Source organism: Bacillus sp. FSL M8-0077 (assembly GCF_038050255.1).
GTDB classification, from domain to species: Bacteria; Bacillota; Bacilli; order Bacillales; family Bacillaceae; genus Bacillus; species Bacillus altitudinis.
Genome location: NZ_JBBPAF010000001.1, coordinates 616,599 through 633,168, shown reverse-complemented (window position 1 = coordinate 633,168; position 16,570 = coordinate 616,599). Strand labels below are relative to the sequence as shown.

General features: G+C 41.0%; 20 protein-coding genes and 1 pseudogene. 9 read left to right on the top strand and 12 right to left on the bottom strand.

The genetic code is table 11. The features are described from left to right. Window positions 1–45: 45 nt before the first annotated feature. The gene (locus NST57_RS03110) at window positions 46–597 is read right to left on the bottom strand and encodes a TetR/AcrR family transcriptional regulator (protein ID WP_024719167.1); all 552 of its coding nucleotides are present in this window, start codon (window positions 595–597) and stop codon (window positions 46–48) included. Between the two features lie 149 nt (window positions 598–746). Here NST57_RS03110 and NST57_RS03105 point away from each other — a divergent pair, with 149 nt between their 5' ends. The 3 genes from NST57_RS03105 to NST57_RS03095 all read left to right on the top strand — a co-directional run bounded on the left by NST57_RS03105 (window position 747) and on the right by NST57_RS03095 (window position 2,355). After that, window positions 747–1,370, top strand: a complete 624-nt coding sequence (locus NST57_RS03105; RefSeq protein WP_060832111.1) for a GNAT family N-acetyltransferase — start codon at window positions 747–749, stop codon at window positions 1,368–1,370. Window positions 1,371–1,438: 68 nt separating this feature from the next. Then, window positions 1,439–1,834: a VOC family protein gene (locus NST57_RS03100; protein ID WP_008346708.1), complete on the top strand. Its 396-nt coding sequence runs from the start codon at window positions 1,439–1,441 to the stop codon at window positions 1,832–1,834. Next, entirely contained in the window at window positions 1,831–2,355 is a 525-nt protein-coding gene (locus NST57_RS03095; RefSeq protein ID WP_048002345.1) for a GNAT family N-acetyltransferase, read from the top strand. Before NST57_RS03100 ends, NST57_RS03095 begins: the two co-directional genes overlap by 4 nt. Window positions 2,356–2,367: 12 nt before the next feature. Here the strand turns inward: NST57_RS03095 and NST57_RS03090 are convergent, their stop codons facing one another. Next, a complete protein-coding gene (locus tag NST57_RS03090; RefSeq protein ID WP_142154157.1) occupies window positions 2,368–2,637 on the bottom strand; it encodes a YesK family protein in 270 nt (89 codons plus the stop codon). A 51-nt stretch (window positions 2,638–2,688) separates the two neighbouring features. Between NST57_RS03090 and NST57_RS03085 the strand changes: the two genes are divergently transcribed. Next, entirely contained in the window at window positions 2,689–3,162 is a 474-nt protein-coding gene (locus NST57_RS03085) for a GNAT family N-acetyltransferase (protein ID WP_341298020.1), read from the top strand. Here the strand turns inward: NST57_RS03085 and NST57_RS03080 are convergent. Further along, a pseudogene (locus NST57_RS03080) lies at window positions 3,154–3,842 on the bottom strand (GNAT family N-acetyltransferase). The gene NST57_RS03085 and the pseudogene NST57_RS03080 overlap by 9 nt on opposite strands. A 260-nt stretch (window positions 3,843–4,102) precedes the next feature. Here NST57_RS03080 and NST57_RS03075 point away from each other — a divergent pair. Together NST57_RS03075 and NST57_RS03070 are read left to right on the top strand one after the other, a co-directional pair. After that, entirely contained in the window at window positions 4,103–4,543 is a 441-nt protein-coding gene (locus NST57_RS03075; protein WP_341298019.1) for a LytTR family DNA-binding domain-containing protein, read from the top strand. After that, window positions 4,540–4,956: a hypothetical protein gene (locus NST57_RS03070; protein WP_341298018.1), complete on the top strand. Its 417-nt coding sequence runs from the start codon at window positions 4,540–4,542 to the stop codon at window positions 4,954–4,956. Before NST57_RS03075 ends, NST57_RS03070 begins: the two co-directional genes overlap by 4 nt. Before the next feature lie 34 nt (window positions 4,957–4,990). Here NST57_RS03070 and NST57_RS03065 read toward each other — a convergent pair whose 3' ends face one another. Together NST57_RS03065 and NST57_RS03060 are read right to left on the bottom strand one after the other, a co-directional pair. Continuing rightward, entirely contained in the window at window positions 4,991–6,193 is a 1,203-nt protein-coding gene (locus NST57_RS03065) for an MFS transporter (RefSeq protein ID WP_341298017.1), read from the bottom strand. Window positions 6,194–6,224: 31 nt separating this feature from the next. Continuing rightward, the gene (locus tag NST57_RS03060; protein WP_341298016.1) at window positions 6,225–6,830 is read right to left on the bottom strand and encodes a TetR/AcrR family transcriptional regulator; all 606 of its coding nucleotides are present in this window, start codon (window positions 6,828–6,830) and stop codon (window positions 6,225–6,227) included. A 137-nt stretch (window positions 6,831–6,967) separates the two neighbouring features. On the opposite strand from NST57_RS03060, the gene NST57_RS03055 reads away from it, so the two are divergent. From NST57_RS03055 to NST57_RS03045, 3 genes are all read left to right on the top strand, one after another. After that, window positions 6,968–7,153 carry a hypothetical protein gene (locus NST57_RS03055; protein WP_142154148.1) on the top strand — a complete coding sequence of 62 codons (186 nt, stop codon included), beginning with the start codon at window positions 6,968–6,970 and terminating at the stop codon, window positions 7,151–7,153. A gap of 103 nt (window positions 7,154–7,256) precedes the next feature. Further along, on the top strand, window positions 7,257–7,709 hold the full coding sequence (locus NST57_RS03050; RefSeq protein ID WP_007496431.1) for a MarR family winged helix-turn-helix transcriptional regulator: 453 nt from the start codon (window positions 7,257–7,259) through the stop codon (window positions 7,707–7,709). 56 nt (window positions 7,710–7,765) lie between these two features. Beyond that, entirely contained in the window at window positions 7,766–8,659 is an 894-nt protein-coding gene (locus NST57_RS03045) for an alpha/beta fold hydrolase (protein ID WP_142154146.1), read from the top strand. A gap of 34 nt (window positions 8,660–8,693) precedes the next feature. Here the strand turns inward: NST57_RS03045 and NST57_RS03040 are convergent, their stop codons facing one another. The 7 genes from NST57_RS03040 to NST57_RS03005 all read right to left on the bottom strand — a co-directional run bounded on the left by NST57_RS03040 (window position 8,694) and on the right by NST57_RS03005 (window position 16,428). After that, complete coding sequence (locus tag NST57_RS03040) at window positions 8,694–9,842, bottom strand: type II asparaginase (protein ID WP_341298015.1); 1,149 nt, start codon at window positions 9,840–9,842, stop codon at window positions 8,694–8,696. A gap of 717 nt (window positions 9,843–10,559) precedes the next feature. Beyond that, window positions 10,560–11,321 carry an SDR family NAD(P)-dependent oxidoreductase gene (locus NST57_RS03030; protein WP_142154140.1) on the bottom strand — a complete coding sequence of 254 codons (762 nt, stop codon included), beginning with the start codon at window positions 11,319–11,321 and terminating at the stop codon, window positions 10,560–10,562. A gap of 111 nt (window positions 11,322–11,432) precedes the next feature. After that, window positions 11,433–11,810 (bottom strand): MmcQ/YjbR family DNA-binding protein, encoded by a 378-nt coding sequence (locus NST57_RS03025; RefSeq protein WP_019743360.1) that lies wholly within the window; start codon window positions 11,808–11,810, stop codon window positions 11,433–11,435. A 156-nt stretch (window positions 11,811–11,966) separates the two neighbouring features. Then, window positions 11,967–13,120 (bottom strand): IS3 family transposase gene (locus NST57_RS03020; RefSeq protein WP_142155068.1). Its coding sequence is split into 2 segments (ribosomal slippage): window positions 11,967–12,847 and window positions 12,847–13,120, totalling 1,155 coding nucleotides; the frame shifts between segments, so codons are not numbered across the junction. A 133-nt stretch (window positions 13,121–13,253) separates the two neighbouring features. Further along, a complete protein-coding gene (locus NST57_RS03015; protein WP_341298013.1) occupies window positions 13,254–14,147 on the bottom strand; it encodes an alpha/beta hydrolase in 894 nt (297 codons plus the stop codon). 190 nt (window positions 14,148–14,337) lie between these two features. Next, complete coding sequence (locus NST57_RS03010) at window positions 14,338–15,777, bottom strand: DHA2 family efflux MFS transporter permease subunit (protein WP_341298012.1); 1,440 nt, start codon at window positions 15,775–15,777, stop codon at window positions 14,338–14,340. A gap of 72 nt (window positions 15,778–15,849) precedes the next feature. After that, a complete protein-coding gene (locus NST57_RS03005; protein ID WP_142154136.1) occupies window positions 15,850–16,428 on the bottom strand; it encodes a TetR family transcriptional regulator in 579 nt (192 codons plus the stop codon). Between the last annotated feature and the right edge of the window lie 142 nt (window positions 16,429–16,570).

Sequence of the window (16,570 nt, the reverse complement as noted above, 5' to 3'; positions counted from 1 at the left end):
TTTTAACAGAAAGAATAGAAAAATGATATATGACCAATTCGTTTCTTACGATTCCTGTTCTACCTTCATAAGAAGCTTGTACAAGATGTGTGCAAGCTGCCCCGCTTCAACTGTCATCCCTTCATGAATCCATTCCTCCAGTACACCAACAACACCAGACACAACAAATGAGGCCACAATCTGTTCATGCTCCGTAATTTGACGCTGATCAAGCTGCCACTCTTTCATGATTTTTTCTTTAAAAAACGATTTAAATTGATTCGTCGTTGGGCTATTCGGTTTGACAAATAACGTCATCATGAATTGTTTTTCTTTTAAATACTCAGTTGTTTTGTTTAAAAAGGACAGCATATCAAGCGGGTCCTGGCTTGGAAACGATTCATCGTATAGTCCGCCAAGCTGATCGAATAGTTCCTTCTCAAGCTGTTCATGCAAGTCAAACACATCTTGGTAGTGCAAATAAAAGGTCCCTCTTCCTAAATCCGCTCTTCTAGATAGCTCTGATACTGTAATTTGTTGAACATCTTTTTCCTTTAAAAGCTCAAGAAAGCTTTCCCGTATCGCCTTTTTGGTTTTGATTGTTCGTCTGTCCTTCATCAAACACCCTCCATTTTTGAACAATCTGGCTATACCTGTCTATTTATGAACAATAGATCATTCATTGCCGATGTTCGGTTTATTTTCCTCTTATTATAATGGACACATGTTCAATAATCTATATCTGTTCAAAAAAGGAGGACCATCATATGTTTCAATTCAGACTTGCTAGAGAGGATGAACTGCCTCAAGTGGCAGCGTTGTTAGATGATTCATTTCAGAACTATTCATTTTTTGATTTATTATGCGAAAAGGTGACCAAGCGTTCTGCTTTCGCCCGTCAGCTGCATTTGATCAATACAAAGGTATATTTTCAGCATCAAATCTGTTTGGTCGGGGTTGAGAACGAGAAAATTGTGTCTGCCGCCCTGTTAAAACATCCCCGTCTTCCTGAACCAGGACTCATGGATTATGTGTTATCTGGTGGGTTAAAGCTACTCTTTACTGGCGGCATATCGGCGATTCAGCATGTGTTCCGTATGTTAAAGGAGGCAAAAAAAGCGTGTTCCTCCTTAAAGAAACCTTACTGGTATTTAGAAGCTCTTGTCGTTGCAAAAGACCAACAAGGAAAAAAACTTGGAAGCCGTATGTTAAAGCAATGTCTTTTCCCCTTTATCGCCCGGCAAGGCGGCGGACTGTTCACACTGATTACACACAACGAGGCCAATCGTCATTTCTATCGAAAAAATGGGTGGACGGAGTTTGATGAGAGAGTGCTGCACGGAGAAAACATGTCCCTAGAAAGCTGGAGTTATAAAACCGTGATCAAATAAGGTATCTTCTTCAAGGGATGATATAATAGAAGCAGTTCAAACAATGATCATACTTGGAGGAGAGACTGATGATACGACGACTTGATCATATCGTGTTGACTGTACAACATATGGAGGAAACCATTCGCTTTTATACAAACGTATTAGGAATGAAGGAAGAAACTTTTGGAGAAGGCCGTAAAGCCCTTCGTTTTGGCTTACAAAAGATCAACCTTCATGAAGCGGGTCATGAATTTGAACCAAAAGCTGCTCATCCCCAGCCTGGATCTGCTGACTTGTGTTTTATCACCGATTTAGATATAGACAGTTTATTGCTTCATCTTCGAAAGCAGGTTGTTCCAATTGAAGAAGGTCCGGTCAGACGTTCTGGTGCATTAGGTCCGATTGAATCCATTTATATCCGTGATCCTGATATGAACTTAATTGAAATCTCCCGATATATAGAGGAGGCTGATCCATCATGACGCGATTATTCTTGAGACCGATTGAAGAAAAAGATTATCCTGGTATTCATAGGGGATGCCAGCATGCAGAAACACTTTATATGACTGGCACACGCAAAACGTTCACACTAGAAGAAATTCGTTCAGCCTATACCCGTTTTCTGCTGGATGACAGTAGACGAGACTTTGCTATTTGTCTGCTAGACACGAAAGAAATGATCGGGGATGCGGCGATTGTGGATATTGATCCGATGAACCATACGGCAAGTTTTCGCATTGCGCTGCATGGTCCAGAGCATTTTCACAAAGGGTATGGCACTGAGGCTGTTCGGATGGTTCAAACATTTGCCTTTGAGACGTTAGAACTCAATCGGCTTGAGCTTGAAGTCTTTTCCCATAACCCACGAGCCTTTCGGAGTTATGAGAAAGCCGGATTTCAATATGAAGGAAAAAGACGTCAAGCGCTCTATTTCAACGGTGCTTATTCGGATGTCATCATGATGGGCATCCTTCGTGAGGAATACGATAGAATCAAATCATAAAGATGTCCCAGCCTACGAAGGGTCATCTTTTTTAAACAAATGAACCCCTGTAACGATGATCAAACAAATGATAGAAGAGAGAACGATAGAGACGCTTGATATGCTGAGCGCCATCCCTTCCCATCTGCCAATGAAGAAACTGCCGATCAATAACAGCAATCCAAACAAGCTGATACATATCGGAACGACCATCCCGGCACGGCGATCCCTGCGTCTTTTCCCTGCCCACCATGAGAGACAAAGCACAATGACAGTATAAATAGCGGTTTGCAGCCAGAACATATCGCATCAACTCCTTTTCTTTTTTATCTTATGACAACGGAGGTTTTTCCAATGAATATTAGACCGATTCAAAAGCAGGACAATCCTTTTATCTCGGCCATTATCCGCCAGTCATTAGAATCAGCGAATCTTGCGATTGAAGGTACAGCCTACACAGACCCACACCTTGATCAGCTTTTCGAATACTATCAATCATTGACTCATGCAGCCTATTGGATTGCCGAAGAACATGGTGAAGTTGTTGGTGGCGTTGGCATTGCCCCTTTCACAGATGGCATTTGCGAGCTGCAAAAGCTTTATTTAAGCCCAAAAGCACAAGGCAAAGGTGCGGGCAAGAAATTGATGGATACAGCCCTACAATATGCCCCTACATACTACGATGCTTGTTATTTAGAAACCCGCAGTGAATTAACAGCCGCTACTGGTCTTTATCAACGGTATGACTTTTCTCTTCTTTCTGCACCGATTGAAGGCTCAGAGCATTCTGCTATGGATGCTTGGTATCTCAAAACCTTTTCAGCGTGAGGCATAAAATAAGCGATACGTCTTTGTCCACTGAAAACCTAGCTTCTCTGCCAATTTGGCCGAGGTTGCGTGGTGGACATCGCAATCCCAATGCGGTGTCCTCCCTTTTTCAACACAGATGCTGATCATTTGCTGAGCTGCTAACAAAGCCAATCCTTTTCCACGGCAGGCTTCATCTGTCCAAATATCGATTTCCACACGTTTTTCACTTAAAAAATAGAGATACATTCACTGACCACATCTTCACCATTTAAAATGGCAACTCCGACGCCATTAGATAAAAAGTGATCTACTCCTCCCCAATATGCTTCATAATAGCTGGATGGGAATACTTTGCTGGCGGCAATGACTTGTTCATTCGTGCGTTTGATCATTTCGTCTTGATCAGGCACAATCAGATCAGGAGAGGTCAAATCATAAGAATAAGCATGTCTTTGCATTTCATTCAGTTTTGAACCGAAGCATTTTTTCATCATCTCATCTGATGTTGGATTTGCTGAAAACAAAGTGAACCGTCTGTTATCTCTTTTCTGCTTTTTATAAACATCCACAATGAACGTTGAACATAATGAGAGCGCTGCTTCTGTCTTGCCTGCGACATAATAAATGCCGGATGTCGTCCCTGCAAAATAGACACACGGGTGATCTCGGTGATCCACATATAAATCTCCTTGTATCATGCCATCTAGTATCGCATCTACGAACACTGGATATGCAGGATCGATCCGCAGAATTTCCTCTTTTACCGCTTCTGTCCTTTGTTGATCTACAAGATACAACATCATTCCTCCATTCACGAACGAGTATCTTTTCATTATAAAGGAAAGCCGCAGACACGCGGTGACTCTTTGCAACAAAAAGAATTCTTCTGCATCAAAGCAACATTCCATCGCATTCGCTTTCATCTATTGCTATGCTCATTGTGAGAGGAGGTTTAGGGATGAAATTTCGTTTGATCTGGAATCAAGAAAAGGATGTGACGGAAGTAGACGTCATCAGCCATCCACATAATCAAGAACGTTTACAAAAGATGGCATCAATGCTGGAGACAAGTACATCTCTAACAGTCAAAGATCCAAAAAATGATCGGCAGTCTCTTTTACCATTAGATCAAATTGAAGCGATCTCTGCGCTTGGACATCTGTCAAAGGTGATCACAACCGGAGGAATGACGTATTTTCTGAGCAAACGGCTGAAGGATCTGAAGTCGTTAGAGCGTGAACATTTCTATCGTATCAACAATGCAGTCATTCTCAATTTAGCGCAAGTCGACAGCTTTGTCGCTGGTACGTACGCTCGCTTAGAGGTCGAAACCATCTCGAAAAACAGCTACACCGTCAGTCGTCATTACGCCAAATATATAAAGGAGCGATTCAAATGATCAAGGAACTAAAACATCAATTTATGCAAACAGCTTTTGTCTCTATCGTATGGCTGACACTCATCCTGTCAATCACTCAATGGTCATCCTCTATCCCTTTTCATTACGTGTGGCACATCATTGCCATCGGTACTCTGGCAGGCATCGTCTTTGGGGTCATGTATCCTTTACTATGGAACTACTTTACCTTTCCAGCACCCATCAACATTCTGATCTCCACTGTCGTCAATTTAGGATTTCAAGTAGGAGCCGTCGCTTTATATTCGACTGCATTGCTCGAATGGATATTGCCTTATTTTATCGGTATTGCCTTTCTCACATTAATAGGCCATATCATCGCCTTTCTATTTTACAAAAAGCAGCAAAATCAAAAAATGGCGCAGGCACTGAATCACCTGAAGCCGCAGCCTTAAAAAAAGAGACCTTATTTGAAAGGTCTCTTGTCTATTATTCTGCTGATGCCTCTTCTGTCGCCTTCCCCTTCCAAATAAGGGTTAAGCCTAACCCAAGAAATAAGACAACACCTGCAAACAGGAATGGGAAATGAATATTTTGATCGAATAATATGCCCCCAAGTGCCGGGCCAAAAATCGTACCAAGGCTTGTGTAGGTAGAGTTCATACCTGCGACAAATCCTTGCTGATTGCCAGCGATTTTTGATAAGAAGGTCGTGAGTGCAGGGCGCAATAAATCGAACGCAAGGAAAATCACACACGTCACGATCAGCACAACCATAAAGCCTGACACGACTGTAGAAACAAAAGCGAGAACTGCTCCAACAATCAAGCATAGTTGAATAACTCGTTTCTCCCCAAGCGCATTCACCATTTTACCAAACACGAGTACTTGGATGATGACGGCTACAATTGAACTGACGGTAATGATCATCGCAATATCCTTTGGACCAAATCCAAACTTGTGATTTGTAAACAAGCTAAAGACCGTTTCATATGCAGATAGTCCAAACGCCAGCACAAACACAATAATGAAGGCGATGAGATAGCTTGGATGGATTGATTTTTTCAAGTCTTTAAAGAAGGTCGAATCCTTCACTTGATCCATTTGTTTCTCTCGCTCTTCTTTTGTTAATGGTTCCTTCAGCATAAACATAGACGAAATCACGGCAATAAACGCAATCCCTGCTGCAAAGAAAAACGGCAGACGAACGCCATATTCTGCAATAAATCCGCCAATTCCCGGACCAATGATAAAACCGGTACTAATGGCCGCAGAGACATACCCCATCGCCTTTGATCTATCTTGAACGGTTGTGATATCAGCGACATAGGCAGTGACAGCCGGCATGATAAATGCCGCACTAATGCCGCCTAGAAGCCTTGCAAAATACAGAACATACACATGTGTCCCAAGGCCAAAAACGAGTTCTGATAACGCGAATAGAAACAGCCCAGACACAATCATGATCTTTCTTCCATATCGGTCTACCCATCTTCCCGCAATAGGTGATGCGATAAGCTGTGCAACAGCAAACGCTGCCACAAGATATCCCATCGTACTGCCAGTTAAATGCATGACATTCATAAAGAGCGGCATGACAGGTATGATCAGACCGATGCCTAAAAACGCAATAAATATATTACTTAATAAAATAACAAGTACCGCTTTTTGCTCACGAATCGGTTTTTGCATGATGTTTGTTTCCCCTTTACAGACTCACTTGTTACTCATGATGGTTGATTCCGTGAATAAACAATGAGATCGCCTCTTTTTGTAAATCCTTTCTCTGCTGCATCGTGTCATTTTTATATAACACGTCTAATCCATAGAATACAGAAAGTAATATTTTCACTTTTGATTCAACATGCTGAATCGACCAGCTACCATCTTCGTTTCCTTCAAGCAGGATGTCTCTCATCACATCATCAAAGTCTACATCAATCTTGTTCAGCCGCTCCATGACTTCATCTGATGTAAATGCACTGGCGCAAAATTCTTCACTCGCTCTCATTAGAGGATAGTTAATCCCCATTTGACTAAGCAGCTCTGCAAACCCTGCGAGCTTATCAACGGCCCGGTGCAGCGTTTGTTTCTCTTTATGCCATGTCTCCATCATGAATCGATGATCCTCTTCCATAATATGAAGGAACAAAAACTCTTTTCCTTTAAAATGATGATAGAGGTTGCCTTTACTAATCTCAGCCGCCTCTAGAATATCTCGCACGGATGTTTCCGAATATCCTTTTTTCGCAAATAAATCACGTGAAGCGGTGACAATTTTCTGCTTCGTCTTTTCACTTTTTCCAGCCCCGCTCTGTGCACTTGTCATCTATTAACAATCCCTTCTACCTTACTTTTCTTCACACGGACAAATAAAACCGACCAGTTGGTTTATTTTTTTATTATAAATGGAGATCGCCCATAATACAATGAAAAAGTCATCGACTTCCAAAGGAGTGAATCTAAGTGAAAACAAACAAAACGATCATTTATGCCATCACCAAAAAGGACGTATACTTGTTTTTCTTTTATGACCTTTTCATTGCCACCTTAGCCTACTACATGTTCAAAATCAAACCAACTATGTTTTATGAATGCTTAGGGATAACAAGAAGTATTCTTTGTCCATTGTTGATGAAAAAGTGGAGATAGAGGTCATTTTCTCATCAAGTCTATCCTCTTTTCATTTAATTTTTCTTAATATTTAACTTCACTTAAATATTAAGATCGCATATAATATAGGAGAAAAGAGGTGATGTCATTGGATGAGGATATCATTCATTACAGCAAAAAAATCATTGAGTACTCAAACGCACTAGGCTCTATCTATGTAGAAGAGTATCAACGATTCTTAAAAAATGAGTATGCAGATTTAACAAGCAAACAAGAACTGACCCTTGAATTGCTGCGTTCGAAGACGAGAACAATCAATGAACTAGCTGATTATTTCTCCATTTCATCTAGTGCCGCTAGCCAGCTCATATCAAAGCTTGAACAGCTTGGATATGTGAAAAGAGAGATTAACCCACATAACCGTAGAGAAATCATTGTTGATTTTGCTCAAAAGGGCCATGACTATCATAAAGATATTGAAAAAATTCAGCTGCATCTTATTCAAAAATACTATGCCCAGCTTTCAAAAGAAGATCTAAAAACATTATTATCGCTTTACGAAAAAATCTATCAAATTGCGAAAGAAACGCCTTAATCCGGCGTTTCATGCATGAATATGTAAGCTAGATTAACGATGAAAGGGATGGTCATATGGACAGGATTCATTTGCAAGATGGACGTCATATTGGTTTGTCTCAATACGGTGATCTTGAAGGATTCCCAGTATTCTTTTTTCATGGGACGCCTGGATCGAGAGTGATGTTTTTAGATGATGATCCAATCTCAAAAGAGCTTGGCATTCGTCTCATTTCTTTAGACAGACCTGGTTTTGGTTTATCTGATCCGCAACCAGATCGTACCATTTTAGACTGGGCAAAAGACGTACAGGAAGTGGCCGATCATCTTGACATCTCCCATTTTTCAGTGATTGGTGTCTCTGGAGGTGGGGCATTCGCTGCTGGTTGTGCCTATCAATTGCCAGACCGCATTCTTTCAGCTGCTCTCGTCTCAAGTACCACCCCATTTCAGGATGGTAAACCGCCTAAAAGTATGCTAAAGGAGAACAAGATTGCCTTTTTCCTCAGTAAAAGAATGCCTTGGCTCTTAAAGGCAAGCTATCGCGCTCAGAAAAAACTCATTGAAAAAAAACCAGAAAAATTCAAGGAACTAACGAAAAAAGGGAACAAACATTTACATCCATCGGATCGGCAATTTCTTCAAACCGATGAGCAACTGGAGCTGATGATGCGGCATTTATACGAAGCCACTCGTCAATCTGTTGATGAATGTATTCATGAACCAGATTTACTCTCACGGTCATGGGCATTCGATATGAAAGATATACAAATCCCTGTGGATGTCTGGCATGGAAAAGAGGATCAGATGGCCCCTTTTGCAGAGATAGAAAGCATTGCTCCCAACATTCCAAACGCCAAAACGCACTATATCGAGCAAGCAGGACATTTTCTGACTGATATAGATGATGTTTGGAGAGACATTTTACTCTCTTTAAAAAAACGGGCTGAACATCAGGTACACATATAAAAAAGACCCAATGATTCGTCGGGTCTTCTTCTTTTTAATACTGCTCGTAATAGGATTGAATTTTATCTGGATCTTTTGTTTTCGTCAGAGCCAGCATGAGTAAAATGCGTGCTTTTTGTGGATTTAATGAATCCGATGAGACAAAATGATGTTCATCATCCATTTTTTCATGTGTGACAATGCCATTTCCTGCACGGCTTGACCTCACGATCACCACGTCTTTCTTCACTGCATCTGTTGCCCCATTGATCGCTTCTGTTGACATCGTCCCATTTCCTGCGGCGGCAACGACAATACCCTTCGCTCCTGCTTTAACGGCAGCATCATACACATACTTTTGGTCATTTTGATAGCCGTATAAGATATCCACTTGCGGCATTTCTTTTAGCTTTGAAATATCGAATTCACTGTCAGTTGTATGTTTTCTTGTCGATTCGTTATAAAAAGAGACAACTTCCCCCGCCACTTCTCCAATGTACCCTTGCTCAAGAGACTTGAACGAATCTGTTGTGGTGGTATTTGTCTTCGTAATAAAGCGAGCAGAGGCGATTCGGTCATTTAGTGTCACCATTACACCTTTGCCTTTGGCTTCTTTTGTCGAAGCAATTTTCACTGCATGATACAAGTTAAGCGGGCCATCCGCACTAATTGCAGATGCTGGCCTCATGGAACCCACGACCACAACTGGCTTATCACTTTTTACAACCAAATGTAAAAAATAGGCCGTTTCTTCTAGCGTATCTGTACCATGTGTCACCACAATGCCATCCACTTGATCATCATTTAAAAGCTGATTGACTCGTTTCGCTAATTTTAAAAGAAGAGCGTTATCAACATTTTCACTGCCGACATTCGCTACTTGCTCACCCGTGACATTTGCAATATCCTTCAGCTGTGGTACTGAAGCAATGACTTTATCGATTCCAAGTGCACCAGATTTATATCCAGTCGTATCCGTATTACTGTCTGAACTACCGGCAATCGTCCCGCCTGTTGCTAGCACCTTAATATTGGATAAAGACTTGTTCCCTGTCTCAACAGCCGTGTTTTTTCCTTTTGTTTCACTGGTAGTGCTTTCTTGATTGCTTTGATTATTCTCTTGAGTGCCACTGTTGGCACAAGCTGCTGTCAGCATTAGTGAAACAGAAAGAAGGGCAGCACCAAACCATTTTGATACGTTCATAAGATCATCTCTTTTCTTAAATGTGATGAATAATTATCTGTCTATAGGGTTTACTTTATACCATTCCTTCATTCATCAGCATGAGGTGAAAGTCACAGAACCAAATAAAGGAAAAAGGGCACTATTATCAAAATTTTTTTGTATCATAATACCTAAACTGACTTCAAAAATCGTTCTCAACCCATTTATGATAAAATATAGGAAATCTTACAAAAAAGGAGTACATACAGTGCGTTCCGTTCAACCATTTTACAAAATCCTACTCACACTATTCTTCAGTTCCATTTTACTCAGCTTGTTCGTATGTGTATATCCACCGATTCAGGGCGAGCCTGCGTTTATGATGCTTTACACTCCCATCTTTTTTGTTTATTATTTCATCTTTGCGGTACCTTTACAGTTGTTGTTTTCTTTACAGCCCAAGGCTTTTCATCCTCTTTATTTAGCGGCTTACTTACTGATAGCAATGATTGTCATGCTTTTTGTTATGGATGGAATCGAGAGCTCAACATCCCTTCCGATCATGATTGTCAGCAGTCTCATCTACTGGACCTGCGATTCTTTCATTCATCAAAGAATGCATAAAAAAACACCTAATGTGTAGGTGTTTTTATCTATTCTAGTATGTGTTGACAGTGGCCCACATTATCCAAGACATCTTTCAGCTCGGTGACCTGCTGATCGCTAAGAGAATCTATCCTCAGTGATTGGAACTTTTTATTTCATGCTTGTGCCAGCGTGTGAAAAAATGGGGCCCTTCAATTCAAAATCAAATGTCTTCCCATCAACGATACCAACTGTTTTTGAACTGTCGTAAAGCTCAAGCAAGCACGCTGCCATTTCTTTTGATGTGTGATATTTCTTGATAGTGCCTTCATATTCGAATTGATCGACATCTAATGAACGCTTTGCAAATTCCGATTCTGTCGCAGCAGGCGCTAATATTTTTGCCTGTAATTTGGCTCCTTTTTCTTTCAATTCTAGGGCCAGCCCTTCTGTAAAGGCGCTCACATAAAATTTCGTGGCTGAATAAGTGACAGCATTGGCGACGACGGTATAACCCGCTCTTGAAGAGATATTGATTAGCTGCGTCCCCTCTTTTTGCTCATAATCACGGACAAACAGAGTGGATAAAATGGTTAACGCTTCAATATTGAGATGAAGCATGTCCCCAATTTTTTTCACATCCTGCTCTCCTATTGAACCAAAATGGCCAAACCCGGCATTATTAATGAACGTATCCAACTCATCACCAGCTAATGACTCATAGAAAGAATACACTTGCTCTCTGTCTGTTAAATCAACAGACTGGACTTTCACTTGAATATCGGGATATGTTTCTAGAATCTTTTCTTTCAGTTCTTGGAGTTTATCAAGCCGGCGTGCAGCTAAGATCAGATTTTTCCCTCTTGCTGCAAAGGCCAAAGCCGTTTCATACCCAATACCTGAACTTGCCCCTGTAATGACTGTATAGCCCATTGTATATCCCCCTATTCGTATCTTCCAGCTGTTTAAAGTATAGCGAGAGCATGTGACTCTAGTCAATTTTGAAGAGATTCAAAGAGACATGAACAACTGAACGTTCAGCTTTTAATCGGTTTCTTTTGAATCATGTTGGAGGATAGCCTGCTGAGCTTTTTTTGTTAATTTGTGAAAAACCAGTTGATAGGAATGTTCAATTAGCTCTTCGACAAATGAAGATGGAATATCTGCATCGAGATAAATAGAATTCCAATGCGTCTTATTCATGTAATAGCCAGGAATAATTCCTTCATGCATTTCTCTTAATTCTTCAGCGCGTTGCGGATCACATTTTAAAGTGATGACTGGCTTGCGATCGACGTCTCCCCCCATCATGGCGAACATCTTTCCACCTATATGATAACGATCTGCCTGCCACTCAGGTTGATAGTCGTGGGTTGCTCCTTGTAAAGAAAGACAAAATGCCTGTAGTGTCTCTTTTTTCATTCTATTAGCTCCTTTTTAGATCTCTTTTATCTTACTATTATATCGACAGCTGCGATTGTTGTATCTACACTTCTTTTCAGGACGTCAGCGAGAACACAAAAAAAGCACAGAAAAAAGGGACTGACCCCCGTTTTTGAGACAGGGATCAAAACACCTTTATGAAACAGCCAGTTGCCGATAGTTTATCGGTGATTGGTTGTTTAGTTTCGTTTGAATACGAATGTTGTTATAATAATAAATGTATTCTTTGACAGTGCGTTCTACGATGTTGGTCGTAGTGCGGTCAATCCTGTTAAGATAGAACGTTTCAGACTTTAGTGAGGAATGAAACGATTCGATGGAGGCATTATCAGCGGGCGTCCCTTTACGGGACATGCTCATGGTAATGCCTTTTATATGAACAGCTTTCTGATACTCGTAAGATGTATACACAGAACCTTGATCGCTATGTAACACGCAATTCTCAGGCAGTGCTGGGAGCTGATTAAGTGTGTTTAAGATAAAGTCTGTGTCCTGCTTATCACCAATCGTAAAAGCAATCACTTCTCCATTATATAAATCCAATATACTGGAAAGGTACAATTGTTTCTGTCCATAAGGCAAATACGTGATGTCCGTTACTAGTTTTTCAAGAGGGCGATCAGACTGAAAGTTCCGATCCAGTATATTACCGGCCACGGCATAGGGCTGCCCATTCTTCTTACGCTTTTTCATTTTAACCCGGCATTGCCACTGGTTTTTCTGCATGATACGTTGAACAGTTTTATGGTTAATACGCATTCTCCTTTTTAGTATGGCTGTGATTTTTCGATAACCATATCGATATTTGTGCTTTCGGCACAACGTGCCGATTTGTTTCTCTAGTTGTCTTTTAGAATGATTCTGAGTCAGATCCTTTTTCCATCTATAGTACGAAGTGCGTGAGATGCCTAAATGGACACAGATGTCCTGTACTGTCATCGTTTTGCACAATTCTTCTACCAGTTTGATTGACGTTTCCTTATCAACTTCCTTTCCAATTCGTTGTACTTTTTTAAAACTTCATTCTGTTGACTCAAATAGCGATTTTCTGCCTGCAGTCTCTCTAATTCGGAAGAGTACTCGGGACCCTTTCCATAGGTATATTGTTTTCCAACAGGCTGTTCGAACCGGTGTGTATCCCCAGCCTTATGCCACCTCACCCATGTCTGAACCTGCGTCTTATTCTTGATATTCAATTTCTGCATGATCTCTTTCATAGGTACGCCTGCCAATCTCATTTCTACAGCCTTCTGTTTGACTTCAACCGGATAACTCACTCTTGTCCCCATAGAAAAAACACCTCCATGTTTTATTTCGGATCACAACGATCCATTTTCAAACTTGAAGGTGTTTTTTATTTGTCTCATCTTATGGGGTCAGTCCCAAAAAGCTCTGTGCTTTTTACTTATATCCGAATATTTCTTATTCAAACGCCTTCTTAAGCTGATCGCTCATCAGATGCCAAGCCTCTTCAGCTATCTCTAAATCTCCGGCATGAGTGAACGCATGAGGGACTCCTTTAAATTGTTTGTATGTGACATCTACCCCTGCTTCTTTTAGCTTGTCCGCATAATGCTCAGCTTCTTCAGCTAGTGAATCTTTCTCAGCTGTGATAACAAGAGCTGGGGGCATTTGTGCTAAGACTTCTCTCTCTGCAAAGACTGGAGAAACGAGCGGATTGTGCGGATCTTGACCTTGCAGGTAGAAGGCATTAAAAAGTCTGGCCATTTCAACTGGAATTGCTTCTTCAAACGCTGGCTTTTGTGCTGGATCAGTAGCCAAATCAAGCGGCGGATAATCAAGCACTTGATAGACAATCGGAAGTTTGTTCCCTTTTTGGATATCAAGCAGACAAACCGCTGTTGCCAAATTCCCACCTGCACTATGTCCGCCAATGGCTAATCGTTTTGGGTCTATTTGTAGTTCATCAGGATGTTCATATAACCATTTCATCACATCGTAGCATTCATGAAGAGCGGCCGGGAAAGGGTGTTCCGGTGCCAGCTGATATTCCACATTGACAACGATACACTCCGCACGATCTGCTATGACCGGACACCAATGATTATCCATTTCAGCACTTCCAAGTATAAAACCGCCCCCATGCAAATTCACGAAAACAGGTAGGGGTTGTTTCAATGTTTTCACAGGTTTAAATACCCACACCTTTGTTTCTCCAGCACCCGTTGGGATATCATATTCCATTTTGTTCACTTCAGGAGGGTGGACTGGCTTTAGTTCCGATTGACTAGCTAATGAATCTTCAAGTGGTTGACGTAATGACTCAGCCATTTTGATTTGTTCGTCTAAGTTCATGATCTCAGCTCCTATCTTATTCTTTTATCTCTATCCATTCGTTACGAATTACGCCTTTTCCTTCAATGTCGTCAGAGAGTCGTTTCTTTTTATCTATCTCCCCATTTTCAGCTCCTTTGAAACAAGCATTCACCCCTATGAATAAATAAAAAAAGCACTGCGGCGCTAAGTCCTCAGTGCTTTTCATATATTATGATACTTGCTGTTCTACTTTCACTCGTTTAATAAAGAAAGCAATCACCAAGCCAATCACTGTCATGATGACAGCAAAGATAAAGGCATGCTGGACGCCATTTGTAAAAGCTAGCAGCTTGTTGACTGGATTCGTAGGATCAGCCACATTTTGCATAAAACTGCGGGCTCCTGATGAAAGGATCGAGATACCAACCGCAGTTCCAATTGCTCCTGACACTTGCTGCAATGTATTCATAATCGCTGTACCATGAGGATATAGCTCTGGTGGCAGCTGATTCAAACCGTTTGTTTGGGCAGGCATCATGATCATCGCAATCCCAACCATTAACGTAATATGAAGCGTCACGATATAACCGATTGACGTATTAATACTTAAGTTCGTGAAGCCAAACATGGTCGCTGCGACAATGACAAGACCTGGGATGACAAGCCACTTCGGACCGAATTTATCAAACAGCCCACCCATGATTGGAGATAGCAGTCCATTAATAATTCCACCTGGCAGCAGCATTAAACCAGCTGTAAATGTAGACAGTGCCAAGGACGTTTGCAGATATAATGGCAAAATCATCATAGCAGACAGCATTACCATCATACACACTAAGATCAGAAGTAACCCGATCACAAACATTGGATATTTAAATGGGCTTAAATTCAACATCGGTTCTTTCATGTTTAACTGTCGTAGGGAGAACACAAGAATGCCTATGACACCTACAACAATCGCGACAATTACATGCATACTGCTCCAGCCACCGCCTTCACCGGCACTGCTAAAGCCATACACAATTCCACCGAAACCGATGGTTGATAGCACAATCGATAAAATGTCGATTTTCGGTCTTGTGGGTTCCGTAATATTTTGCATAAAAATATACCCAAATACGAGTGCAACAATTAATAACGGAAGCGAAATCCAAAAAATCCAATGCCATGTTAACGATTTAAGAATCAGACCAGAGACCGTTGGACCAACTGCTGGGGCAAACATAATGACAAGACCGATAATCCCCATTGATCTACCTCTTTTATGAGGCGGAATGATGACCAAAATCGTATTAAACATCAATGGAAGAAGCAAGGCTGTTCCTACTGCCTGCACCACACGTGCCACCATTAAAATACTAAAGACTGGTGCAACGGCCGCAATAAATGTACCGATGATCGAAAAGACCAGTGAGGTTATGAAAAGCTGTCTTGTTGTAAACCATTGAAGAATGAGGCCTGAAATTGGAACAAGAATACCTAGTGTTAATAAATAGCCGGTTGTGAGCCACTGAGCGGTCGTTGCTTCAATGCCAAAGTCTAACGTTAAACTTCTTAGGGCCATGTTGAGTGCCGTTTCACTGAACAGACCAATAAATCCTGCTGTGATAAATGAAATAATAATGGGCAGCGTTCGAATGTCGGAAGCTGCTGTTTGCTGTTTGTTCATAGTAGTTGGCTCCTTTTCTTTTTTCAGTTTAGATGAACCATAGGAAGTCAGTCTGGACAGAAATGAGCCACTTCAATGTCTATTGAAAACAGATAAAATCTGTTTTTCTGCAGCGAATTGAGCGATTTTTTCAATTGAATAACCAGATTCATGAATATAAAACATCAGTTCGGGTGTCATCGGAGAACACATGCATAACGTCGTCAATTCAATATCCTGTATGTTTGCTTCCCCTTTTTCTTCTGCTTCCTCAAGCAAATGACGAATGATTTGTTTCAGAGATTGACTGTAATGACAATCATATACTTTACTTGTCTGCTCTAAGTTCCCAGAGATTGTGAGCATGCGAATCCAATCTAAATGATGTCCGACGATGAGATGAATTTCTTCAAGAACATATCGTAAACGCTCACGAACCGGCTGATCACTGATTTTACTTAAGTAAAGATGCAACGCAGGGATCAGTTGTTCAAATCTTTCTCCAAGGATCGAAAGGCATAAGTCACTTTTATTGGCATATCGGCGGTAAAGCGTACCCTGCCCAACACCAGCTGTTTTAGCAATTTTATGCATACTAACATTTTCCACACCAAATTCCTGAAACAAAGAAAAAGCGACCTCTTCAATTTCCTTTCCAATATCCTTTTCCATGATGCATCACCTTCTTTACCTTCATCCACCTTGCATGTATCTCTATGTGTAAATCAAATTTCTTTCATTTTCATTAGGACAATTGTACCGGTATTATCTTACGGACAACTGTCCGCTTTGTCAATCATTATTTTTTACCTAT